The organism is Brachybacterium sp. (genome assembly GCF_036379615.1).
Classification (GTDB): domain Bacteria; phylum Actinomycetota; class Actinomycetes; order Actinomycetales; family Dermabacteraceae; genus Brachybacterium.
Window position 1 is genome coordinate 14,272 of sequence record NZ_DASVGJ010000009.1, and the last position, 22,478, is coordinate 36,749.

The following is a 22,478-nucleotide window of genomic DNA, read 5'->3' on the forward strand; positions in this document are numbered from 1 at the left end:
CCCGCGGCGGCGGGCGATAACGGATTGCCCCTGCGGCGGCCCGGCCCTACCGTCGGCCGCATGCACTCCTCCTCCCCCCTCCCCGATGTCTCCGCGCAGCCCGAGCCCGCGGCGCAGCCCGCTGCCGCCCAGCCCCGCACCGCCCTGCTGACCGGCGTGGGCCGTCGGCGCGGGATCGCCGCCGCGATCGCCCGGGGGCTCGCGGCCGACGGCTACGACCTGGCCCTGAACTACCACGCTCCCTACGATCGCCGGGTGCTCGGCGAGGACTCCGACGTCCAGCTGCTCGCCGAGGAGCTGCGGGCCGATGGGATCCGGGTCGAGCTGCTGCCCGGCGATCTCGAGGACCCCGCCGCCCCCTCCGCCCTCGTGTCCGCCGCCCGGGACGCGCTGGGCACGCTCGGGGTGCTGGTGACCTGCCACTGCGAGTCGGTGGACTCCTCGATCCTGGACACGACGGTGGAGAGCTTCGACCGCCACTACGCGGTCAACGTGCGCGCCACCTGGCTGCTGCTGAAGGCCTTCGCCGAGCAGGTCCAGCCCGGCCGCGACACCCCCGGTGGCGCCATGATCGCCCTGACCAGCGACCACACCGTGCACAACCTCCCCTACGGGGCGACCAAGGGCGCACTGGACCGCCTGGTCCTCGCCGGCACGCACGAGCTCGCCGACCGCGATCTGCGCACCAACGTCATCAACCCCGGGCCGATCGACACCGGGTGGATGGACGACGAGATCCGCGCCTCCGGGGCGGCGGCGACTCCCGCCGGACACCTCGGAGGCACGGACACCGTCGCGGACCTGGTGCGCTTCCTCGTCTCCGAGCAGGGCGCCTGGATCCGCGGCCAGCTGCTGCACTCCAACGGCGGGTTCGCGACGCCGGCGCTCTGACAGCGGCACCCGGCGGCGCGGACCGGGGCCGACGCCCCGGCCCGGGCAGCCCCCGGTGCGGGCTCTCGCGCCGCTGGCTACGCGACGGTCTTCGAGACCCCGGCATCGACGACCCAGGTGGCGCCGTGCACGCTGGCCGCGAGCGGCGAGACCAGGTAGGCGATCGTCGTCGCGATCTCCCGCGGCTCGATGAATCGACCGGTCAGCATCCCCATCTCCGCCGGGAGAGCAGCGATCAGCTCCTCCTGCGTGAGACCCATCGACTGCGCGAGGTCAGCACCGAAGCTCTGCTCCCCCTCCCACAGAGCGGTGCGGGTCGACGACGGTGACACGGTGTTGAACCGCACCCCCTGCGGACCGAACTCCTCGGACAGCCCCTTCGTCACCGCGTTGAGCGCCGCCTTCGCCGCGCCGTACGGCAGCGGTGCGGTGTGCGGCCGGCGCGCGCTGTCGGACGAGACGTTCACGACGGCTCCGTGCGACGCCAGCAGGGCGGGCAGAGCCGCCCGCGTCGCCCTCACGGCCGCGAAGAGGTTCAGCTCGAAGGCGGAGGCCCACGCCTGATCGGAGACGTCGAGGAAGCCTGCTCCAGGGTCGCCCGGGTCGCCGCCGCCGACGTTGTTGACGAGGATGTCCAACGTCCCGGTGACGTCGAGAGCCTCGGCCACGATCCGGCCCGGGACATCGGGTCGGGACAGGTCACCGAGCAGAGGCACCGCCCCTGTCGCGGCAAGCTCCGGTGTGACGGAGCGCGAGGCGGTCACGACGGTGACGCCTTCCTCCTGGAGGACGCGCACGACCTCCAGTCCCATTCCTCTGCTCGCACCGGTGACGAGGGCGGTCCTGCCCGAGAGCTGGAGATCCATGATGTCTTCCTTCCGTGAGGTCGGCCGGACGCCGACCACCTAACTGCAACACAGATGACGCACTTAGGTCAACAGGTAGGACTGTACAATCCCCTCTATGTCGGAGAATCCTCAGAGCTCACCACGACCCCTCCGCGCCGACGCGGAGAACTCGATCGCCCGCATCCTCGAGGCCGCAGAGCGCGTGTTCGCCGCCGACCCCACGGCGAGCCTCGCCGCTGTGGCCGCGGCGGCCGGCGTCGCGCGCACGACGGTGCATCGCCGCTTCTCCTCGAGGGAGGAGCTGCGAGACGCCCTCGTCGAGGTGGTGAATGCGAAGCTGCGCGAGGCCATCGCAGGGGCGAACGCCGAGACGGCACCGCCGCTCGTCGCCCTGTACCAGCTCACCGTCGCCACGCTCGATCTCAAGGTCGACTGGCGAGCGTCCTGGCAGCTCGTCGACCAGGGCGGCGAAGGAGCCCGAGGGGTCGACCCCGACAGCATCGCCGCACTGGACTCCCTCCTGCAGCGCTCCCTCGAGGCCGGACTCCTGCGCCCCGGGACCGACCTGCGGTGGACGCGCGACGTGTACATGGCCCTGCTCCACGAGGCGGCCACCGCACGACCTGAGGGCGAGGACTCCGCGCACCGGGCGAACCTCGTCCTGCAGACCCTTCTCCGCGGCGTCGGCAGCGCCGATCACGACCTCGGGCTCAGCACGCCGACGAGCTGACCCCCGAGCCGTGGGGCCACCGGGCCCCGCACGACCGGCGGGCGCTCGGCGGCGGCCCTCGGACGAGGACTCAGCCCTCGGCGCGCTCCGCCCGCACCGAGGGCAGCAGGTGGCCGCGCCGGGCGGCGAGGACCAGCATCACGATGCCCACCGCGAGCCCCAGCAGCACGCTGACCAGCGACCCCTCGATGCCCATCGCGCCGCCGGTGAGCCACGTGGGGCCGGAGGTCTCGGCGATCAGCAGCCCGCTCTGCCGCCCGGTCCCGGAGACCGCCGAGGAGAAGACCCCCGCCTGCACCGTGTTCCAGGCGATGTGCAGCCCGAACGCGAGCCACAGCCGACGGGTCAGCAGGTACGCGGCGCCCAGCAGCACCCCCGCCTCGATCACGAGGCCGAGTGCGCTCACCAGGGAGGCGCCGGGGTTCATCAGGTGGACCAGGCCGAAGAGCAGGGAGGTGATCGTCAGCGCCGCCCAGCTGCCCAGCCAGGCATCGAGCACGCGCATCACGACTCCGCGGAACGCGATCTCCTCGACCACACCGGCTCCGAGGCCGATCGCGAGCGGCACCAGCAGCTGCGGCGACGGGGCGAATCCGGTGACCCGGTAGCCGCCCAGCAGGGCGATGAGACCCACGCTGAGCGCGATCAGGCCCACGCCGAGCGCGAGGCCCACCACGAGCTCGGCGAGTCTGCCGCGCCCCCGCAGCGCGAGGCCAGGTCGGCCACCGATCCGGCCCACGATGAGGAGATATCCGCCGAGGGCGAGCGCGGCGCCGACGACGGCGCTGAGCAGCAGCGCCCACGGGGCGGGGTCGGCGTCGGCCGGGGCGCCGGAGGCCGCGGTGGCGAGGCCGGCCACGCCCGCCATCACGAGCTGGGCGCCGAGGAACAGGGCGATCCCGAGCACGAGCTGGAGCCCGCGGCGGCGGTCGGTGCGGTCGACGGGGGTGTCGGGGAGGACCGGCAGGGCGGAGGCGGAGGCGGAGGCTATAGGGGCGGGGGCGGGGGCCATGGGGGCCATGGGGGCGGGGGCGTGAGATGTTCTCATGGCCCGAGCGTGCGCCCGCGACGGTGCGCTGTCACCGGCTGCCGAGGGATCGTCGCGGAGGCCCCCGTCGGGTCGGGGAACGGCCCGAGCCCGCGGTCCGGGCCCGCCCGACGGTCAGTCGCGCCCGGCACCGGCAGCGGCGCCCCCGGAGCCCCGTGGAGGGGCGGCGCCGCAGCGCCAGCACGGTCGCTCCGGGTCCCCGGAGCCCTCCTCGTCGGGCATCGCCCCGCACTCGGGGCACAGCAAGCCGAGCCAGCACGACGGCGCCCCCCGCCGTAGCAGGGGGCGCCGTCGGACGACAGGTCCGGTCAGGTCAGCTGCTGCGAGCCGCGGCGTGGTCCGCCCGGGCCTGCTCGCGCTCGCGCCGCTTGGCTTCCTTCTTCGCGAGCAGCTCCTCCTCCGCGGCGACCGTGACGACGTTGCCGCTCGGGTCGGTCGCCACCGTGCCGTCCGCGCGAGTGACCGTGAGCCCCTCGGGCTGCTCATCGGAGCGCTCGCCGCGGTCGTTGAACGCGATGCGCTGATCGTGGAGCCTGTGCGCGTCCGTGAGGAGCTCGCGCACGTTCTTCTCCGCGACGACCATGTCCTCGTACTTCGCCGGGAGGCCGTCGATGATCTTCTCGTGCGCGATCATGCGGTCGTACATCGCATCGCGCTTCTTCTCGAAGGAGGAGTAGGTCATCTCGATGTAGGCCTGCGCCTCCTGATGCGCGTTGTTCACAGCGGCCTGGGCCCGACCCTTGGGGGAGAGCAGGGAGGCGAGGATCGTGACGGTCAGGACGCCGATGATGACGCTGAGCGACAGGGAGGTGGTGATCTCCGGGATCGCGTGCACCGGCTCGCCGCCGTTGATGAAGCCCACCTCGTTCTCGTGCAGGGCGTGGACGACGAGCTTCACGCCGATGAAGGCGAGGATGATCGAGAGCCCGTAGGAGAGGTACACCAGGCGGTCCAGCAGGCCGTCGATGAGGAAGTACAGCTGACGCAGGCCCAGCAGCGAGAACACCGTCGCGGTGAACACGATGTAGGTGTTCTGGGTGAGGCCGAAGATGGCGGGGATCGAGTCGAGCGCGAACAGGATGTCGGTCGCGCCGATCGCGATCATGACCAGCAGCATCGGGGTGAGGACGCGCTTGCCGTTCTCGATGGTGAAGAACTTGTCGCCGTCGTACTCGTCGGTCGCGGGCAGGTACCGCTTGACGACGCGGACGAAGAAGCCCTCCTTCTCCTCCTCGCCGTCGTCCTCGCCCTTCAGCTCGTCGAAGATCATCTTCGCCGCCGTGATCAGCAGGATCGCACCGAAGAGGTAGAAGACCGCGGCGAAGGCGTCGATCGCGGCGGCGCCGATCGCGATCATGCCCGAGCGGGCGATGATCGCGAAGGTGATGCCGAACAGCAGCACCTTCTGCTGGTCCTCGCGGGGCACCGCGAAGGCACCGATGATCACGAGGAAGACGAAGAGGTTGTCCACCGAGAGCGCCTTCTCGGTGACATAGCCGGCGAAGTACTCGGTGCCCATCGTGCTGCCGCCGAAGATGAGCACGCCGACGCCGAACAGGAGTGCGATGCCGACGTAGATGGCGGACCAGATGGCCGCCTCGCGGATCGTGGGGATGTGCGCCTTGCGCACGTGGAAGAAGTAGTCGAAGGCCAGAAGGCCGAGGACACCCACGATGGTGAGAATCCAGATGAGGGGAGAGACGGTCATGTTCCTGCTTTCCTGGGTCGCGAAGAGGACCCGGGTCTCTCCACCCGTCGCTCGCTCCGACGGGCCGCTGCGCCCGGGGGACCGATGACGGTCCCCGTGATGACGTGCACAGCGCGGCGGATACTCCCCCGTTGCCGTGGATCAGTGTACAGAGGCGTCCCCGGCTGATGAGAAGAAGCTGCGAGAGGACTCACGTCCACCCGGGTCACCCCGTCGCGGTGACGCCGTCGCCGAGCACCCCGACCGTCCGCCAGGCCGCCGCGACGGATTCCTGCTGGGCGGAGCCCTCACCGTGGCGGGTGGCCGCGGCCTCCAGGGTCGCTGCAGCGAAGGTCGCGAAGTCGGCGTCCTTGGTCAGGTCGGGGCGGGTGAGCGCCTCGTACCAGAGCGGTCCGGCACCCTCCCAGGAGGCGCCGCCGATCCCGGTGGCGGCCAGCTGGAAGGCACGATTGGGGATCCCGGAGTTGATGTGCACGCCGCCGTTGTCGTTCTGCTCGTCGTGCGGGAGGTCCGCGTACTCGTCCATCGACGCCGGCTGGGGATCCTTTCCCAGGACCGGGTCGTCGTAGGCGGTGCCGGGGGCTTTCATCGATCTCAGTGCGACGCCCTGGACGCGATCGGTGAACAGGCCCGCTCCGATCAGCCAGTCGGCCTCGTCGGCGCTCTGGCCCAGCAGGCGCTGCTTCACCATCGCCCCGAAGCAGTCCGCGATCGACTCGTGCAGCGCCCCGGGCTGGGCGAGGTAGATCAGCCCGGCGGTGAACTGGACGACCCCGTGGGTGAGCTCGTGGCCGATGACGTCCACGGCATTGGTGAAGGACTGGAAGTACACCCCGTCGCCGTCGCCGAAGATCATCTGCTCGCCATCCCAGAAGGCGTTCTGGAAGTCCTGCCCGTAGTGCACCGTGGCGATCAGGCCCATGCCGGCATCGTCCAGGGAATCACGGGAAAAGGCCTGGTGGTAGAGCTCCCAGGTGGCGCCGAGACCGTCGTAGGCCTCATCCACGGACTCGTCCCCGGAGGGCCCCTGACCCTCCTGCCGCACCAGCACGCCCGGCAGCTCGGTGCCCTGCTGGGCGTCGTGGATGCTGCGCTGCACGGAGGCCGCCTGGGCCACCTGGGCCGCCTCGCCCCGGAGGGACTCGCTCGCGGGAGCCGGGCCGCGCAGCCTCTGCTGCAGGTGGGGCGGGATCAGTCCCGTGACCTGCCCGGGGATCCCCGTGCGGCTGGTGCGCTCCGCCCGGACCTCCCGGGCGCGTGCCACCCGGTGGCCGACGGCGAGGGTGCGCGCCGCGGCGTCGGCCTGGGGGCTGGCTTCCGCGCGGGCGATCTGCTGCAGGAGGTGCGGGGGGATGATCCCGCAGGGGCCGCCGCGGGAGCGGGTGTGACGGGGGTCTCGTCCGGTGTCCATGGCTCCACTATGGACCCGGGGGCCGACGGGCGAGAAACCCCTCGAGCGGGAGCCCCCGTCGGGCGGGAGCCCCAGCACCGACCCCCGGAGGGAGCGGCGCGTCGGACGGGGCCCTAGCGCGGCCCCGGGAGGGAGCGGCGCGTCGGGCCCTGGGGAGCAGTCAGGACGTGCGGCGCGCCTGCCGCTCCGGTTGCGCCCTGTCAGCGCCCGCTGGGCGTGCGCTCCTCGGACTCGCGCATCTCCCCCCGGTTCGCGGCGATGATCGAGGCCAGCACCGCGGTGCCCATCGCGACCACGATGAACGCCAGCGAGAGCCAGATCGGCACCTCGGGGATCCGTTGCAGCACGTCGAAGCCGGGGATGAAGCCCAGCGGCGCCTCGTGGATCGCGTGGATCAGCAGCTTCACGCCGATGAAGCCGAGGATCGCGGCGATGCCGTAGTGCAGGTAGGCCAGCCGCTCCAGCAGTCCGCCGAGCAGGAAGTACAGCTGGCGCAGGCCCATCAGGGCGAAGATGTTCGCGGTGAAGACGAGGAACGGGTTGCGGGTCACGCCGAAGATCGCCGGGATCGAGTCCAGGGCGAACATGACGTCCGTGATGCCGAGGGTGATGAACACCAGCAGCATCGGGGTGAAGACCTTCCTGCCGTCCACGACGGTGCGGAGCTTGTTGCCGTCGTACTGCTCGGAGACCGGGAAGACCTTCCGCACCGTGCGCATGATGAACGAGTCGGAGCCGTCGTCCTCCTCCTCGAAGGCCTGCTTCCACGCCGTCCACAGCAGGAAGATGCCGAAGACGTAGAAGACGGCGGTGAAGTTCTCGATGATCACCGAACCCGCGAGGATGAACAGCCCGCGCGCGATGAGCGCGATGATGATGCCCACCATCAGCGCTTCCTGCTGGTACTTCCGGGGCACGCCGAACTTCGCCATGATGATGATGAAGACGAAGAGGTTGTCGATGCTCAGGGAGTACTCGAGCATCCAGCCGGTGACGAACTCGGAGGCGGGCTTCATGCCGCCCACGAAGAACAGCACCACCGCGAAGACCAGCGCGAGGCCCACGTAGAAGCCGATCCACGCCGCGCACTCCTTCATGGAGGGCAGGTGCGGGCGCTTGAGGACGATCAGCAGGTCTGCCACGAGGATGGCGCAGAGCACGACGAGAGCCGCGATCTCGAAGCCGAGGTGGAGTTCTCCCATGGGACTACTTTCAGCGGGCGCCGGGAGGAGGAGCTCCCGGGCGGAGGGCGGGGGTGGGGATGGCCGCCCGCTGTGTCGGCGCCCGGGGATCCGGAACCGGGCCCGACGACCGGGCCCCAGCGGACTGCGCCTGTCAGGTTACTCCGCCGCCCCGCCTCCGCACCCGACCGCGTGCGGTGAGGTCCCGCTCACCGCAGGCGCCCGGCGACCTCCTCGACCGCCGCCAGCACGGTCCCGTCCAGCAGCCGCGCCTCGGCCTCGGCGATGTCCGGGGCCAGGAAGCGGTCCGGGCCAGGACCTTCGACGCTCTCGCGCAGCACGGCGATCGCGGCGGCGCTCGCGGCCGACGGGGCCAGCGGTGCCCGCAGGTCGATCGCGCGGGCGGCGGTGAGCAGCTCGATCGCGAGCACCCGGCGCAGGTTCTCCACGCTCGTGCGCAGCTTGCGGGCGGCATGCCAGCCCATCGAGACGTGGTCCTCCTGCATCGCGGAGGAGGGGATCGAGTCCACGCTCGCGGGCACCGCGAGACGCTTCATCTCCGAGACCAGCCCGGCCTGGGTGTACTGGGCGATCATGAAGCCGGAGTCCACGCCGGGGTCGTCGGCCAGGAAGGGCGGCAGCCCGTGGGAGCGGGACTTGTCGAGCATCCGGTCGGTGCGGCGCTCGGCGATCGAGGCGAGGTCAGCGCCGACCACGGCGAGGAAGTCCAGCACGTAGGCGACCGGGGCGCCGTGGAAGTTGCCGTTGGAGGTGACGGTGCCGTCCTCGAGCACGACGGGGTTGTCGATCGCGGCGGCGAGCTCGCGCTCGGCGACGGTGCGAGCGTGCTCGATGGTGTCGCGCACACCGCCGGCGACCTGCGGGGCGCAGCGCAGCGAGTAGGCGTCCTGCACGCGGGAGCCCTCGGCGGCGACGTCGGCGATGATCGGCGAGTCCGCGAGCAGGGCGAAGATGTTCGCGGCCGAGGCCTCCTGGCCGGGGTGCGGTCGCAGCGGGGCGTGCAGCTCGGGCCGGAACACGGAGTCGCGTCCGCGCAGGCCCTGCACGGACAGGGCGGTGGTGAGGTCCGCGGTGCGCACCAGGTCATCGAGGTCGGCGATGGCCATCAGCAGCATGCCGAGCATGCCGTCGGTGCCGTTGATCAGCGCCAGACCCTCCTTCTCCTCGAGCAGCACCGGCTCGATGCCCGCGTCGGCGAGCAGCTCGGGCACGGGGCGCTCCACGCCGTCGCGGTCGCGGGCGCGCCCCTCCCCCATCAGCACGATCGCGCAGTGGGAGAGCGGGGCGAGGTCGCCCGAGCAGCCCAGCGAGCCGTACTCGTGGACGATCGGGGTGATCTGTGCGTTCAGCAGGGCGAGGATCGTCTCGACCACGACGGGGCGCACGCCGGTGCGGCCGGAGGCGAGGGTGCGGGCGCGCAGCAGCATCAGGGCGCGCACCACCTCGGTCTCCACCTCGGGACCGGCGCCGGCGGCGTGGGAGCGGATCAGGGAGCGCTGCAGGGCGTGGCGCATGGACGGCGGGATCGCGGTGTCGGCGAGCGCGCCGAACCCGGTGGAGACCCCGTACACCGGGGCATGGCCGGGGGCCGCAAGTGCGTCGATGTGGTCCCGCACCGCGGCGACCTGCTCCCGGGCGGCGGGATCGAGCTCGATGCGGGCGCGGTGGCGGGCCACGGCGAGGACCTCGGCGGCAGTGAGGCCGGAGCTCGCGAGAGTGACGGGGCTCGCGGGGCCGGCGGTGCCGGCGGGGCCGGTGGGTGAGCTGGTCATGGGGGTCCTTTCGGGGAGACGTGCGGGGACGAGGCCACCGCTCCCGGCTATTGCGTGGATCTGAACCACTCCGGGCCCGGTTCTGGCTCAGAACCAAGCAATCGTCGGGGTACGAGCGGCCGGCGAGCAGGCAGGGCAGGCGGGCTACAGCAGCAGGTGCGCGAGCGGGGCGGTGATCGCGATGGTCAGCACCACCCGGATGAACCAGAGCACCACCAGCTGGCCCACGTTCACGGGGATCTTCGTGGCCAGGATCGAGGGGACCAGGGCGGAGAAGAACACGATCTGGGAGACGGCGGTGACGCCCACGGTGAAGCGCAGCACCACGGACTCGTGGCCGGCGACCACCGTGGCCGGCAGGAACATCTCGGCGATGCCCACCGCGACCGCCTTGCCGGCGAGGGCCGGATCCGGCAGCTGGACCAGCCACGCGATGGGCACGAACAGCCAGCCGAGCAGGTCGAACACGGGCGTGTAGGTGGCCAGCAGCAGCCCGGCCAGGCCGATCGAGAGGATCGACGGGACGATCGCGGCGGCCATCAGCACGCCGTCCTTGAAGGTCGCCCAGCTGCCCTTGACCACGCCCGGGGCGATCGCGAGCGCGCGCATCGCCTCGTCCCAGGCCTGGGCGAAGCGGTTGCCCGACGAGGCCGGCTCGGGAGTGTGCTCCGCGCCCTCGAAGGGCTCGTCGGGCACGCGGCTGAGCGGGGGGATCCGCACCGTGATCGCGGTGACCGCGAAGGTGATCGCGAAGGTGAGGAAGAAGTAGAGCGTCCAGTGCTCCATGAGGTCCAGGGTGCTGGCCACGATGACCATGAAGGTCGCCGAGACGGTGGAGAAGCCGGTGGCGATGATCGCGGCCTCCTTGCCCGTGTACCGGCCCTCGCGGTAGACCCGGTCGGTGATCAGCAGCGCGAGGGAGTAGGAGCCGACGAAGGAGGCGACGGCATCGACCGCGGCGCGGCCGGGCACCTTCCACACGGGGCGCATGATCGGCTGGACCAGCACGCCGATGAACTCCATCAGCCCGTAGTTGATCAGCAAGGCGAGGAACACGGCGCCGACGGGGACGATGAGGCCGACGGGGATCCCGAGCTTCTCCCACAGGAAGGGCCCGATGTCGGGGTTCGCGAGAGGCCCCGGGTAGTACCCGGCCGCCGCGCACACCGCGACGGCGAGGCCCACGATGTTCGCGAAGGCGAAGACGGTGCGCAGCGCGCCGTTCCTCCAGCTGCCGGTGAGGAAGGGGCGCAGCGTGCCGAAGGCGACCAGGGCCACCACCACCCAGGGCACCGCGGCGCCGAGCACCCACATCACGAAGCTCAGCGCGTGGTCCACGAGGATCGTGGACGTGCCGCCGATCTCGAGGGACACGAAGAACATCGCGAGGCCGATGGCGCTGTAGACGAAGAAGCGCCAGCGGTGGGGCGGGACAGCGCGCTCGGTGCCGTCGACTCCGATCACGGAGCCGGCGCGACCGGCGGCGGAGCTCTCGAAGAGCTGCCGCTCGGAGCGCGTGCGGGAGCCTTCACGGTCAGGGTCGTGCACGGCGTCGGACGTCGTCATCATCGAGATCGTCCTTTCAAGTCGGAGGCGGGGGCTGCGGATCGGAGGCGGGGTCCGCGGGTCGGGCCAGACCGCGCCGGCCCGGACCGGGCCCGGCGGTGCCGGGATTGCTTGATTCTCAGCCACTTCGGGCTCAGAACTGGTGGAGAACGGCGCAATCGTGGGGGTGGAGGCGGGGGCCGGGGCCGGAGTGGAGGTGAGGGCGGGGGCCGGGATCAGAGTGGGATGGAGGCGAGGGTCGGGGCGGGAGTCGAGGCGGAGGTGAGGTCGGGGCGGGGATCCCGGGGCGGGCCGGCAGGGCTCAGGCCCGACGGGTCCCGGTCCGCCACACCTGGTGGGTGAGCGGCATGCCGGGCCGGTAGGCGAGGTGGATGGCGGCGGGGGCGTCGAGCACGTGGAGGTCGGCGCGGGCGCCGATCCCGAGGTGGCCCACGTCGGTGCGGCGCAGGGCGAGCGCCCCGCCACGGGTCGCGGCGCGGATCGCCTCGGCGAGCGAGAGGTGCATCTGCAGCACCGCGGTGGTGACGCAGAAGCTCATGGCGCTGGTGTAGCTGGTGCCGGGGTTGCAGTTGGAGGCGATCGCGAGGGTGGCTCCGGCATCGAGCAGCTCCCGGGCCGGGGCCAGCGGGGCACGGGTGGAGAGGTCGCAGGCCGGCAGCACGGTGGCGACCGTCGGCCCGGCATCCACGGCGAGCCGGCCGGGCCCGTCCCCGGGGGCGGTCGCGCGGGAGGCGGTCGCGGCGAGCGCTTCGACGTCGGAGGCGCCCAGGTGGTTGACGTGGTCGACGCTCGCGGCGCCGAGCTTCACGGCGAGCGCGACCCCGCCGGAGCGGCCCAGCTGGTTGCCGTGCACCCGCAGCCCGAGACCTGCGGCGGCGCCGGCGCGCAGCACCTGCTCCGACTGCTCGGCATCGAAGGCGCCCTCTTCGCAGAAGACGTCGATCCAGCGCACGTACGGAGCGACGGAGGCGAGCATCTCTCCGCTGACCAGGTCCACGTAGTCGCCGGCGCAGGGGCGACCGTCCTTCCCGTCGAACTCGCGCGGAACGAGGTGGGCGCCGAGGAAGGTCGCCTCGTCGAGATCGCCGTCAGCGATCAGTGCGGACAGCAGCTCGGCGGCCTGCATTTCGTGCTCGAGCGTGAGGCCGTAGCCGGTCTTGGTCTCGAGCGTGGTGGTGCCCCCGGCGACGGCCTCCGCGATCCGGCCGCGCACCAGGAAGTCCAGGTGCTCGTCGGAGGCGGCGCGGGTGGCGTCGGTGGTGACCCCGATGCCGCCCGCGCTGTAGGACTCACCGGCCATGCGGGCCTCGAACTCGGCGGCGCGGTCGCCATCGAAGACGAGATGGGAGTGGGAGTCGACCCAGCCGGGCAGCACGGCCCGGCCGCCCAGGTCGACGGCTTCGTCGGCCGACGGCGCCTCGGCGGCGGGGCCGGTCCAGGCGATGTGTCCGTCCTCGATGACCAGGGCGGCGTCGCGGCGCATCTGCTCGTCGGTCGTCGCGCCCGGACGAGCGGGGTCGTCCAGGGAGGGATCGAGGGTCCACAGCTCGCTGATGCCGGTGAACACAGTGCTCGTCATGCCGGGGCCTCCTGCGGGCGAGGAATGAGAGTGGGCGGGGTGTGAGGGTGGAGCGAGGGGGTGAGGGCGGGGTGTGAGGGTGGGGCGAGAGGGTGAGGGTGGAGCGAGGGGTGAAGGCAGGGGGAGCATGCCCGGAGCCGGTCCGACGCCCGAGCCGGCTCCGGGCGAACTGGATCAGTCCCGCCGCACCGGCGTCATCGGCACGCGCACGCCGCGCTCGTGGGCGACCTCGTCGGCCCGGGAGTAGCCGGCGTCGACGTGGCGGAGCACGCCCATGGCGGGGTCGTTGGTGAGCAGGCGCTCGAGCTTCTGCCGGGCGAGCTCGGTGCCGTCGGCGACCCCCACCTGGCCGGCATGGATCGAGCGGCCGATGCCCACGCCGCCGCCGTGGTGGATCGAGACCCAGGTGGCGCCCGAGGAGGTGGAGGTCAGCGCGTTCAGCAGCGGCCAGTCGGCGATCGCGTCGGAGCCGTCGAGCATGGACTCGGTCTCGCGGTACGGGGAGGCGACGGAGCCGGAGTCGAGGTGGTCGCGGCCGATGACGATCGGAGCCTTGACCTTCCCGTCGCGCACCAGGTCGTTGAAGAGCATGCCGGCCTTGTGGCGCTCGCCGTAGCCGAGCCAGCAGATGCGTGCAGGCAGGCCCTCGAACTCGACGAACTCGTCCGCCGCGTCGAGCCAGCGGTGCAGGTGCTCGTTCTCGGGGAAGAGCCCCTTGAGCGCCGCATCGGTGACCGCGATGTCCTCGGGGTCACCGGAGAGCGCGACCCAGCGGAAGGGCCCGAGGCCCTCGCAGAAGAGGGGCCGGATATAGGCGGGGACGAAGCCGGGGAACTCGAAGGCGCGGTCGTAGCCGGCGTGGCGGGCCTCGTCGCGGATCGAGTTGCCGTAGTCGAACACCTCGGCGCCCGCGTCCTGGAACTCGACCATGGCCTGGACCTGGCGGGCCATGGACTCGCGGGACTTCTTGGTGAAGCCCTCCTCGTCGGCCGCGGCCTCGCGCTGCCAGTCCTCGACGGTGATCTCCGAGGGGAGGTAGCTCAGCGGGTCATGGGCGGAGGTCTGGTCGGTGACCACGTCGATGTGCAGGTCACCGGCCCTGTGCCGCTCGAGCAGCGCGGGGAAGACGTCGGCCGCGTTGCCGACGATGCCGATCGACAGGCCGCGCTTCTCGGCCTTCGCGGCGTTCGCGCGGGCGATCGCGTCGTCGAGGTCCTCGGCGATCTCGTGGCAGTAGCGCTTGGCGACGCGGCGCTCGAGGCGGGTGCGGTCCACGTCCACGATCAGGCACACGCCGTCGTTGAGGGTGACGGCGAGCGGCTGCGCGCCGCCCATGCCGCCGCAGCCTCCGGTGAGGGTGATCGTGCCGGCCAGCGTGCCGCCGAAGCGCTTCTGGGCCACGGCCGCGAAGGTCTCGTAGGTGCCCTGGAGGATGCCCTGGGTCGCGATGTAGATCCAGGATCCGGCGGTCATCTGGCCGTACATCATCAGGCCCTCGGCCTCGAGCCTGCGGAACTCGGGCCAGGTGGCCCAGTCGCCGACGAGGTTGGAGTTGGCCAGCAGCACGCGCGGGGCCCATTCGTGGGTGCGCAGCACGCCGACGGGCTTGCCGGACTGGACCAGCAGGGTCTCGTCGTCCTCGAGGTCCTCGAGGGTCTCGACGATCGCGTCAAAGGCCTCCCAGGAACGGGCGGCGCGGCCGGTGCCGCCGTAGACCACGAGGTCATCGGGGCGCTCGGCGACCTCGGGGTCGAGGTTGTTCATGAGCATGCGCAGCGGCGCCTCGGTCTGCCAGGACTTGGCGCTGAGGGTGGTGCCGCGGGCGGCGCGGACGGGGCGGGCTCCGGGGAGGGACATCTCTGGCTCCTGGGGTCGGGGGCTGCGGGGGCTCTTGACAGGACACCACCGGCGCGACCGCGGGTCGAGGGGGTCGCAGCCCAAGCTGTCCGGTATCCCGGACTCGGGGAGTCCGCGGTCCGCACCGAGGGGCCGGCGGCTACACCCGGGTGAGCGGGTGGCGCGGCGGCGGCGGCAGCTCGAGCGAGATCGGGTCCGACGGTCGGACCACCCCGCCCCGGGCGACGATCCCCATCACCCCTGTGAGGCGGTGGACCTCGCCCGAGTCATCCTTCGGCAGGACCCGGCGCAGCAGGCCCGGCTGGAAGGCCTCGATCTGCTGGCAGGGGTTGCGCAGCCCCGTCACCACGACCACCGCCTCCCCGATCCGCAGCCGGGCCCCGACGGGCAGGTCGAGCAGGTCCACGCCGGCGGTGGTGATGTTCTCCCCCAGCTCCCCCGGAGCGACCTCGTGTCCCTGCTCGGCCAGGTGCGTGAAGAGCTCCTGGTGGATCAGGTGCACCTGGCGGAGGTTGGGCTGATCGGGATCCCGCGCCACACGGCTGCGGTGCTTGACCGTGACCCCGGCATGCGCGTCCCCGCGCACGCCGATCCCCTCCAGGAGCTCGATCGAGTCCGCCGGGGACTTGCTGAAGCTGTGCTCAGCGCTGACGTGGACCGAGACGACGGTGGGGTTCATGCTGCGATCCTTCCAGAGCGGAGCCACGGGCGACAGCCCCCGACGGCCGGTCGCGGGGTGCCGAGCGGCGAGCCGAGCGGCGGGCCGGGCTGTCGGACGGGCGGTGTCGGTGGGCCGGACGGCGGGCCCCACCCTCCCTCGTCACGAAGTCCCCGAGCGGCTGCTCCGTCATCGCCGTTCCCCTGCGCGCTCCTCCGCCGGCCGCCCGCGCAGGCGGCGGGTGATCTCGTCGGCCGCTCGCCGCACGGCCTGCGCGCAGCGCTCCCGGCGCTCCTGGTCCACGTCCCGTTCCACGAAGGTCAGCGCCACCGCCGCCGTGGGCCAGCCCGCGTGGTCCCTCACCACGGCCGCCACGGAGGCGAGCTCCTCGGTGACCTCGCCCTGCTCGCGGGCGATCCCCTCGGCGCGCACCCCCACCAGCAGCTCGCGCAGCTCCTTGGGGCGGGAGGGGCCGGTGGCCTCGGTGCGGGCGGTGAAGTCCGCGGCGTGGCCATAGAGCGCACGCAGCTGGGCAGGCGGCAGCTCGGCGAGGATCGCCCGGCCGCTCGCGGTGAGATGCGAGGGGATGCGCACGCCCACGTCGGTGACCAGGCTCGGCCGGTTCCGGGCACGCTCCTCGATCACGTAGAGCACGTCGCGGCCGTGGAGCACGGCGAGATGTCCGGACTCCCCCACCTCGTCGACCATCGCCTCGATGACGCGCCGGCCGATCCGGGCCAGCGGCTCCTGGCGCAGGTAGGCGCCGGAGAGCTCGTGCGCGGCAGGACCCAGCCCGTACAGCCGCTCCTGCTCCAGGTGCATGACGTAGCCGTGCTCGACGAGGGTGGAGAGCAGATCGTAGGTGCGCGAGCGGGGCAGACCCAGCTCCTCGGCGAGCCGTGCGGCGGGCACCGGGGAGCGTCGCGAGGCGAGCAGGGTCAGCAGACGCAGCGTCGCATCGGCCGCCGGAACCTTCGGGGTGGTCATGAGGACCAAGGATGCCATCGCGGCGCGCCCGGCCCGCGGGTGATGCGGCGGCGGCTCAGCCGGCGGTGGGCTGCGGCGGCCGACGGGCTGCGCGGCGGCGCCTCAGCCGGCGGCGGGCTCGTCCTCGGCCGACGAGCGACGCCGCTCGCGCTGAGCGTCACGCTCCTCGGTGACCAGCTCCCAGGTGCGGACCAGGCGCGGGAGGGTGAGCATCACCAGGCCGCCGGCCATGTTCAGCGGGATCACCCAGGCGAACCAGATCAGCCATTCGAGGTACGTGGCCTCGGCGCCGGCATGCATCGCCCCGAAGATCACCGCCGAGCTCAGCGCCCCGTGGAGCATCCCCAGGCCCACCACCAGCAGGCCCGAGATGAGGGCGTTCGCCAGTGTGGCGATCCCTTCTTTCGAGCCCTGGTTCATGCGGGTGACCAGGGTGATCGTGAACCCGGCGAGGATCGCGAGGGCCGCCGTCTCGAGGGTCAGCCCCTTCTCCATGTAGCTCGTGGAGGCCTCGAACAGCTCGTCGTCGAACTGGGGGAAGGCCGCCACCACCACCCAGGTGAACGCCCAGCCTCCGGCGAGGTTGGTGACCAGGGTCGTCCCCCACAGCCGCAGCAGCTGCCACCAGGTCCCGTGCCCGGCGACGATCGCGTTGATCGGGACCAGGAAGTCCTCCGTGAACAGCTCCGAGTGGGCGAGCCGCAGCGCATACAGGCCGATGCCGAAGGCGAGACCGCCGAGCAGCTTCGACCCCGTCGCATCCAGCACCGCGAGCATCGCCAGCAGGCCCAGACCCACGTCGATCCCGCCGAACAGCCCGGTGATGATCAGGGCACGCCAGGTGCGGTTCAAACGGTTCGCGCCCTCGGTGACCGTGTTCTCGAACTCCCCCACCAGGGCGTCCTCGACGGGCTCATCGCTGCTGCCGAGCTGCCTGCGCTCCTGCGCCTGGCCGTTCCGCTGCTGGTGCCGTTCCTGCTGCCGCTGCTGCCGTCGCTGCGGCTGTCGCTGGGTCATCGGGTCTCCCTCGATCGGTGGCGCAGGGCTGGTGCACAGGGCTGTCGGGCCGCTGGCGTCCGGTGCACCGGACTCATGCTCGCCCCTGCCGGAATCGACCGGCAGGACCGAGTGCCATGATGGGCGAACCTACCCCTTGGGCGCCCCGACGAGGAGACTCCGATGCCGCACTCCCCCGACAGCCGCTCCGCCTGGACCGGGCGGCACGACGGCGACGGGCCCGAGCACGCACGCTGGCACCAGGTGGTCCAGCCGGTCCAGTCGGTCCAGCCGGCCGAAGGCCCCGGGGATGTCGCGGTGGATCCCGCCTCCGACCACGTGAGCCTGCTCGGCTTCCGCTCCGAGGAGGGCGTGCGCCGCAATCGCGGCCGGATCGGGGCGGCCGACGGGCCAGCGGCGCTGCGCCGCGCCCTCGCACCTCTCGCCCTGCACGGACCGCTCGCCGAGGGCGCGGTGGGTCTGCACGATCTGGGGGATGCGGAGACCGTCGGGGAGGACCTCGAGGGCGGGCAGGCCGCGGCCGCGGCCCTCACCTCCGCCGCCCTGGACCGGGCCGGGTCACGGATGGCGGTGGTGCTCGGCGGCGGGCACGAGACCGCCTGGTCGTCGTACCTCGGCCTGCTCGGCTCGGGGCTGGGACCGCGGGCCGGGCAGCGCTGGGGGGTGCTGAACCTCGACGCGCACTTCGATCTGCGCGAGGAGCCGCGCCCCACCTCCGGGACCCCGTTCGCCCAGATGGCCGCGGCCGAGCAGAAAGTGGGGCGCGAGCTGCGCTACGCGGTGCTCGGCATCGCGGAGCCCTCGAACACCGGGGCGCTCTTCGCAGCGGCCGAGCGGCTCGGGGTGCGGTGGTGGACCGACGAGCAGTGCCTCACCGCGGGCACCGAGGGGATCACACGCTTCGTCGAGGAGTTCACCGCGGAGCTGGACATCCTCTACCTGACCATCGACCTCGACGTGCTGCCCGCCGCGACCGCCCCCGGCGTCTCGGCCCCGGCCGCCTACGGCGTGCCGCTGCCCCTGATCGCCGCGGCCGTGCGCGCGGCGGCCGCCAGCGGGAAGCTCACCCTGCTGGACGTGGTCGAGCTGAACCCCTCCCTGGACATCGACGGCCGCACGGCCCGCGCCGCCGCCCGCCTCATCCACGATGCGGTGCGCGCGGTCGCCGACGGCGGCGTCTGAGCCCTCCCGCCAGGGACGGGACGACGCCGAGCTGCCCGTCAGGCGCCCTGCTCCGGCTGCCAGCGGGAATCGACCAGCTGGAACAGGCGGCAGTCCGCCCAGTCCCCGCCGAGGCGCAGGTACGACGGGGCGAGGCCGTACTCGGCGAACCCGCACTTCTGGAGCACGTGCACCGAGGCGTCATTGTCGACCTGCACCTCCGCCTGGATCCGGTGCAGGCCCAGACCGCCGAAGGCCGCTGCGATCGCGGTGCGCACCGCATGCGTCGCCACGCCGCGACCGGTGGCGGCGTGGTCGACCCAGTAGCCGAGGGATGTCGACTGGAACGCGCCTCGGGTGATGCCGGAGAGGTTCAGCCGGCCGACGATCCGGGTCGTGCCCCGCTCCTCGAGCCGGATGGTGAGCGGCAGGCTGCGACCGTCCTCCCGGTCGGCGACGGCGGCGGCGATCGCGGCGCGCTGTCCTGCCTCGGTGAACCAGTCGTCCTCTCTGGCCGGGGCGCCGACCAGCAGCTGTTCACGGTTGCGGATCTCGAGCTCGAGCAGCGCGAGCGCATCCTCTGCAGCGAGCAGGGTGAGCGTGACCTGGTCGGGGCGCACCGGCCCGCCGGAGGGGGCGGCGTCTCGCGCGGTCGTCGGCATGAGGCTCATCCTGGCAGAGGCCGCCGCCGCACCGATGCATACCTGCCCTGCCGCTCAGGGTCAGAGCAGCAGCGTCTGGACCAGTGTCACAGCCGCCACGCCCCCCAGCAGCACGCTGAAGATGAGGGTGAGCGTGGACGGCCGTGCCCTGCCCGAGAGGGGGCCGCCGAGCACGCCGCCCACCGCGGAGCCGGCGGCGAAGATCAGCGTGGTCGCCCAGTCGATCTGCACGTCGGTGCCGAGGCGGGCGAGCAGGCTGGCGGAGGTGGCGATGACCATGACCAGCAGGCTCGTGCCGGAGGCGCGGCGCATCGCCAGACCCAGCGCGATCACCAGCATCGGCACCACGATGAACCCTCCGCCCACGCCGAAGAAGCCGGTGAGGAAGCCGGTGAGGGTCGCTGCGGCGATCACCAGCGGAAGGCGTGGGGAGGGAGCGCGCGCCGGGGTGGTGGGAAGCTCGGCTTCGCCGTGATGGCGCCGGATCCCGTCGGCCGATTCGACGGTGTCGGGACCGGGCTGGTCCAGCACCGGGTCGTCGTGCATCCCGATCGGCTCCGACGAGGAGGCCTCGGCGGCGCTGCCGTGGGCGGCGGCCTCGGCCCGCTCCTCGGCACGGGTGCGCAGTGCGCGGCGCAGCATCGCGATCGCGACGGCGACCAGCAGCGCGCCGAAGAGGGTGAGCAGCACGGGGGCGGGGACCACCGCGGAGAGTCGGGAGCCGATCACGGCCCCGACCACGGAGACCCCGGCGAAGACGATGCCGTTCTTCCACTCCACGTTCCTCTGGCGGGCGTGGTGGGGCAGGCTGGCCAGCGCCGTGATCAGCACGATGATCAGGCTGGAGGCGGTCGCGGAATGGGCGGGCATGCCCAGCAGGAACACCAGCACCGGCACCGCGAGGATGCCGCCGCCGGCACCGAGCGCACCGACCACGATCCCCACACCGAGCCCGACGACGACGGCGATCAGGATCATCTCCATGGGCGGCGGCTTTCGTGGCGGGAGGTGCGGCGGGGCAGGGCGTCGAGGGGCGCCGCCCCATCGTAGCGACCGCACCCCCGATAGCATCGGAGACCCCACGGACAGGAGCGACGATGCCTCCCCCTCAGAACGAGCACTCCCCGGCGCTCCCGGATCCTGGCGGGCACCCGGATCCTGCCGCGCTCCGGGATACCGCCGCGCCGCGGGACGATGCCGCGCTGCTGGACCGTGCCGCCCCGCCGGATCCCGCCTCCCCCGCGATGGGGGAGCTGCTGGTCGAGGCCTGGCGCACCGGCACCCTGGTGCTGCCGCTGCGCGAGGACGCCTCGCCCGTGCGGCTTCCCGGCCTGCACCGGTCCGTGCTGCCCGCCTCCCTCTCCGGTCGGGCCCGGGTGGCGCTGGCCGGCGTCGGCGAGCGCTTCGCCGCCTGGCGGGTGACCCCGCAGGAGAACTCCCCGGTGATCGTGCGGATCCCTCACGTCACCGCCGAGGAGCTGCACCAGGACCTCGCCCACGAGATCGCGGCTCTCACGCTGCTGCCCGCCGAGGTGGGCCCGGAGCCGATCGCCGTCCACGACGACCCCGAGAACAGCCCCCTCGGTCACCCGTATGTGGTGACCAGCGAGATCCCCGGCACCGCCGCCGCCCCGGCGACCTGGACCGGCGCGCACCTGCGCGCTCATGCCCAGCACCTCGCCCGCCTGCATGCCGTGGCCGCGCCCGGGCGGGGGCCGGTGACGCTCGGAGCGGATCCCTGGGCAGCCGTCGCCCCCGGCCCGCAGCACCTGCTGCCCGAGGTCGACGAGGAGGTGGCCTCCTGGCGGGCGGCGCACGGCGCCGTGATCGACGAGCACGGGCTCTCGCCGCTGCTCGAGGCCGCTGTCGACCTGGTCGCAGGGATCGAGGAGCAGATGGTCCAGCTGGACGGCTTCGTGCTCGCCCACGGGGACCTGTGCGCGACGAACATCCTCTGGAACGGCCGGGACGACGAGACCGGCCTGCCGCGGGTGCAGTACATCGACTTCGAATGGGCCCAGGGCGACGATCCTGCCCGGGACCTCGCAATCCTCGGAGGCGCCGTCCACGGCGGGCCCTGGTACGTGCCGCTGGACGAGGACGGGGTGTCCGCCTTCGTCGGCGCCTACGTGCAGGCCCGCGGGGAGCACGGCGAGGTGCCCGCCTCGGTCGCGGACCTGCCCTCGCTGCGGGAGCGCATGCGGGCCTGGACCGCCTACGAGCGCTCCGCGATGCTGGTCCACATCGCCTCGCGCGCCGCCACCCGGGCCTCGCACCGGAGGGTGCTTCCGAGGCTGCGCGGCACCCTCGCCGCTACGCTCGGCGTCCCGGACTGACTCTCGCGACGACAGGGGCCGAGCCCTCTGGTGCGGAGGCCGAGCCCCCGGGATCCCCCGGGGATCGTGCCGCGCACCACGGCAGGTGGCGCCGCCGGCACGGTCTCTGCGTACGGTGGGCCCATGAGTGACTACGTGAAGAACGCCGAGAACGCCCCCAAGGGACACATCGCCGCGGAGGCGGCCGGCCTGCGCTGGCTCGCCGAACCGCAGGTCGTGCCCGTGGTCGAGGTGCTCGACGAGGAGAAGGACGCGCTGCACCTGGCGCGACTGGAGGCGGTGGAGCCGACGGCGGCCGCCGCCCGCGCGCTGGGGCAGGGTCTGGCCCGGCTGCACGACGCCGGCGCAGCGGGCTTCGGATGGACCCCGGCCGACACCGCCTGGTTCGGTCCGCTCGAGAGCCCCTTCGCGGTCGCGAGCAGCCCGCGCGAGGACTTCGCCCACTACTGGGCCGAGGACCGCCTGCGACCGCTGGCCGACCACGTCACCCGCACCCTCGGCGCCGATGGCCACGACACCGTGGACGAGGCGATCGACCTCATCGCCGACGGCGCCTTCGACGGGGTCAGCGGCCAGGGCGAGGAGGCGCCGGCCCGCGTCCACGGCGACCTGTGGTCCGGCAACCTGCTGTGGACCGCAGATGGCGCGACGCTGATCGACCCGGCCGCCCACGGCGGGCACCGGCTCGAGGACCTCGCGATGCTCTCCCTGTTCGGGGCGCCCTTCCTCGAGGAGATCTTCGAGGGCTACGAGGCCGAGCACCCGCTGCCCGGCGACTGGGAGCAGGACCTGCCCGCCCATCAGATCTTCGGCCTGCTCGGGCACGTGCGCGTGTTCGGCGAGGCCTATGTGGACCAGACCATCGCCGCTGCGGCGGCGATCATCGACCGGGCGGATCAGCTGGGGTTCTGACCCCGCCGGGCTCACGGGGCCGACGGCGACGCGCGGGAGCCGCTTCCGGACTCGTGCGGACCGCCGCCGAGCCGGGACGACCCCGGCCCCGCCCTCTTCGGCCTGAAGTCAGGCGTCGAGGGCGGGGCCGGGG

General features: G+C 72.7%; 19 protein-coding genes. 5 read left to right on the top strand and 14 right to left on the bottom strand.

Features of this window, described 5'->3' with window-relative positions:
- Nucleotides 1-60 precede the first annotated feature (60 nt).
- The gene (locus VF289_RS02015; protein WP_330880577.1) at nucleotides 61-891 is read left to right on the top strand and encodes an SDR family oxidoreductase; all 831 of its coding nucleotides are present in this window, start codon (nucleotides 61-63) and stop codon (nucleotides 889-891) included.
- Nucleotides 892-968: 77 nt separating this feature from the next.
- On the opposite strand, the gene VF289_RS02020 is transcribed toward VF289_RS02015, so the two are convergent.
- Nucleotides 969-1,757 carry an SDR family oxidoreductase gene (locus tag VF289_RS02020; protein WP_330880579.1) on the bottom strand — a complete coding sequence of 263 codons (789 nt, stop codon included), beginning with the start codon at nucleotides 1,755-1,757 and terminating at the stop codon, nucleotides 969-971.
- Nucleotides 1,758-1,854: 97 nt separating this feature from the next.
- Here VF289_RS02020 and VF289_RS02025 point away from each other — a divergent pair, with 97 nt between their 5' ends.
- The gene (locus tag VF289_RS02025; RefSeq protein ID WP_330880581.1) at nucleotides 1,855-2,469 is read left to right on the top strand and encodes a TetR/AcrR family transcriptional regulator; all 615 of its coding nucleotides are present in this window, start codon (nucleotides 1,855-1,857) and stop codon (nucleotides 2,467-2,469) included.
- A 70-nt stretch (nucleotides 2,470-2,539) separates the two neighbouring features.
- On the opposite strand, the gene VF289_RS02030 is transcribed toward VF289_RS02025, so the two are convergent.
- The 11 genes from VF289_RS02030 to VF289_RS02080 all read right to left on the bottom strand — a co-directional run bounded on the left by VF289_RS02030 (nucleotide 2,540) and on the right by VF289_RS02080 (nucleotide 17,274).
- Entirely contained in the window at nucleotides 2,540-3,517 is a 978-nt protein-coding gene (locus VF289_RS02030) for a type II CAAX endopeptidase family protein (RefSeq protein ID WP_330880583.1), read from the bottom strand.
- 313 nt (nucleotides 3,518-3,830) lie between these two features.
- Nucleotides 3,831-5,225, bottom strand: a complete 1,395-nt coding sequence (locus VF289_RS02035; RefSeq protein ID WP_330880585.1) for a TerC family protein — start codon at nucleotides 5,223-5,225, stop codon at nucleotides 3,831-3,833.
- 205 nt (nucleotides 5,226-5,430) lie between these two features.
- Complete coding sequence (locus VF289_RS02040) at nucleotides 5,431-6,636, bottom strand: M4 family metallopeptidase (RefSeq protein WP_330880587.1); 1,206 nt, start codon at nucleotides 6,634-6,636, stop codon at nucleotides 5,431-5,433.
- 200 nt (nucleotides 6,637-6,836) lie between these two features.
- Nucleotides 6,837-7,838 carry a TerC family protein gene (locus VF289_RS02045; protein ID WP_330880589.1) on the bottom strand — a complete coding sequence of 334 codons (1,002 nt, stop codon included), beginning with the start codon at nucleotides 7,836-7,838 and terminating at the stop codon, nucleotides 6,837-6,839.
- 188 nt (nucleotides 7,839-8,026) lie between these two features.
- Nucleotides 8,027-9,610, bottom strand: a complete 1,584-nt coding sequence (hutH, locus tag VF289_RS02050) for a histidine ammonia-lyase (protein WP_330880591.1) — start codon at nucleotides 9,608-9,610, stop codon at nucleotides 8,027-8,029.
- A 144-nt stretch (nucleotides 9,611-9,754) separates the two neighbouring features.
- Complete coding sequence (locus VF289_RS02055; protein WP_330880593.1) at nucleotides 9,755-11,179, bottom strand: YjiH family protein; 1,425 nt, start codon at nucleotides 11,177-11,179, stop codon at nucleotides 9,755-9,757.
- A 298-nt stretch (nucleotides 11,180-11,477) separates the two neighbouring features.
- Complete coding sequence (locus VF289_RS02060) at nucleotides 11,478-12,755, bottom strand: amidohydrolase family protein (protein ID WP_330880595.1); 1,278 nt, start codon at nucleotides 12,753-12,755, stop codon at nucleotides 11,478-11,480.
- A gap of 174 nt (nucleotides 12,756-12,929) precedes the next feature.
- Nucleotides 12,930-14,612, bottom strand: a complete 1,683-nt coding sequence (gene hutU / locus VF289_RS02065; protein ID WP_330880597.1) for a urocanate hydratase — start codon at nucleotides 14,610-14,612, stop codon at nucleotides 12,930-12,932.
- A 139-nt stretch (nucleotides 14,613-14,751) separates the two neighbouring features.
- On the bottom strand, nucleotides 14,752-15,291 hold the full coding sequence (locus VF289_RS02070) for an MOSC domain-containing protein (RefSeq protein ID WP_330880598.1): 540 nt from the start codon (nucleotides 15,289-15,291) through the stop codon (nucleotides 14,752-14,754).
- 168 nt (nucleotides 15,292-15,459) lie between these two features.
- The gene (locus tag VF289_RS02075) at nucleotides 15,460-16,257 is read right to left on the bottom strand and encodes an IclR family transcriptional regulator (protein WP_330880600.1); all 798 of its coding nucleotides are present in this window, start codon (nucleotides 16,255-16,257) and stop codon (nucleotides 15,460-15,462) included.
- Nucleotides 16,258-16,359: 102 nt separating this feature from the next.
- Nucleotides 16,360-17,274, bottom strand: a complete 915-nt coding sequence (locus VF289_RS02080) for a formate/nitrite transporter family protein (RefSeq protein WP_330880602.1) — start codon at nucleotides 17,272-17,274, stop codon at nucleotides 16,360-16,362.
- A 162-nt stretch (nucleotides 17,275-17,436) separates the two neighbouring features.
- Between VF289_RS02080 and hutG the strand changes: the two genes are divergently transcribed.
- Entirely contained in the window at nucleotides 17,437-18,456 is a 1,020-nt protein-coding gene (gene hutG / locus VF289_RS02085; protein ID WP_330880604.1) for a formimidoylglutamase, read from the top strand.
- 38 nt (nucleotides 18,457-18,494) lie between these two features.
- Here the strand turns inward: hutG and VF289_RS02090 are convergent, their stop codons facing one another.
- Nucleotides 18,495-19,097, bottom strand: coding sequence for a GNAT family protein (locus VF289_RS02090; protein WP_330880606.1), 603 nt, complete (start codon nucleotides 19,095-19,097; stop codon nucleotides 18,495-18,497).
- Nucleotides 19,098-19,157: 60 nt separating this feature from the next.
- Nucleotides 19,158-20,081, bottom strand: coding sequence for a sulfite exporter TauE/SafE family protein (locus VF289_RS02095; RefSeq protein ID WP_330880608.1), 924 nt, complete (start codon nucleotides 20,079-20,081; stop codon nucleotides 19,158-19,160).
- Nucleotides 20,082-20,194: 113 nt separating this feature from the next.
- Between VF289_RS02095 and VF289_RS02100 the strand changes: the two genes are divergently transcribed.
- The gene (locus tag VF289_RS02100; RefSeq protein WP_330880609.1) at nucleotides 20,195-21,433 is read left to right on the top strand and encodes an aminoglycoside phosphotransferase family protein; all 1,239 of its coding nucleotides are present in this window, start codon (nucleotides 20,195-20,197) and stop codon (nucleotides 21,431-21,433) included.
- Between the two features lie 123 nt (nucleotides 21,434-21,556).
- Nucleotides 21,557-22,345, top strand: coding sequence for a fructosamine kinase family protein (locus tag VF289_RS02105; RefSeq protein WP_330880610.1), 789 nt, complete (start codon nucleotides 21,557-21,559; stop codon nucleotides 22,343-22,345).
- The last annotated feature ends 133 nt before the right edge of the window (nucleotides 22,346-22,478 follow it).

Coding starts and splice junctions, on each gene's coding strand:
- hutU (WP_330880597.1), bottom strand. CDS start 14,612: ATGTCCCTCCCCGGAGCCCGCCCCGTCCGCGCCGCCCGCGGCACCACC.
- VF289_RS02105 (WP_330880610.1), top strand. CDS start 21,557: ATGAGTGACTACGTGAAGAACGCCGAGAACGCCCCCAAGGGACACATC.
- VF289_RS02030 (WP_330880583.1), bottom strand. CDS start 3,517: ATGAGAACATCTCACGCCCCCGCCCCCATGGCCCCCATGGCCCCCGCC.
- VF289_RS02075 (WP_330880600.1), bottom strand. CDS start 16,257: ATGACCACCCCGAAGGTTCCGGCGGCCGATGCGACGCTGCGTCTGCTG.
- VF289_RS02090 (WP_330880606.1), bottom strand. CDS start 19,097: ATGCCGACGACCGCGCGAGACGCCGCCCCCTCCGGCGGGCCGGTGCGC.
- VF289_RS02080 (WP_330880602.1), bottom strand. CDS start 17,274: ATGACCCAGCGACAGCCGCAGCGACGGCAGCAGCGGCAGCAGGAACGG.
- VF289_RS02055 (WP_330880593.1), bottom strand. CDS start 11,179: ATGATGACGACGTCCGACGCCGTGCACGACCCTGACCGTGAAGGCTCC.
- VF289_RS02025 (WP_330880581.1), top strand. CDS start 1,855: ATGTCGGAGAATCCTCAGAGCTCACCACGACCCCTCCGCGCCGACGCG.
- VF289_RS02070 (WP_330880598.1), bottom strand. CDS start 15,291: ATGAACCCCACCGTCGTCTCGGTCCACGTCAGCGCTGAGCACAGCTTC.
- VF289_RS02040 (WP_330880587.1), bottom strand. CDS start 6,636: ATGGACACCGGACGAGACCCCCGTCACACCCGCTCCCGCGGCGGCCCC.
- VF289_RS02020 (WP_330880579.1), bottom strand. CDS start 1,757: ATGGATCTCCAGCTCTCGGGCAGGACCGCCCTCGTCACCGGTGCGAGC.
- VF289_RS02045 (WP_330880589.1), bottom strand. CDS start 7,838: ATGGGAGAACTCCACCTCGGCTTCGAGATCGCGGCTCTCGTCGTGCTC.
- VF289_RS02095 (WP_330880608.1), bottom strand. CDS start 20,081: ATGGAGATGATCCTGATCGCCGTCGTCGTCGGGCTCGGTGTGGGGATC.
- VF289_RS02060 (WP_330880595.1), bottom strand. CDS start 12,755: ATGACGAGCACTGTGTTCACCGGCATCAGCGAGCTGTGGACCCTCGAT.
- hutG (WP_330880604.1), top strand. CDS start 17,437: ATGCCGCACTCCCCCGACAGCCGCTCCGCCTGGACCGGGCGGCACGAC.
- VF289_RS02035 (WP_330880585.1), bottom strand. CDS start 5,225: ATGACCGTCTCTCCCCTCATCTGGATTCTCACCATCGTGGGTGTCCTC.
- hutH (WP_330880591.1), bottom strand. CDS start 9,610: ATGACCAGCTCACCCACCGGCCCCGCCGGCACCGCCGGCCCCGCGAGC.
- VF289_RS02015 (WP_330880577.1), top strand. CDS start 61: ATGCACTCCTCCTCCCCCCTCCCCGATGTCTCCGCGCAGCCCGAGCCC.
- VF289_RS02100 (WP_330880609.1), top strand. CDS start 20,195: ATGCCTCCCCCTCAGAACGAGCACTCCCCGGCGCTCCCGGATCCTGGC.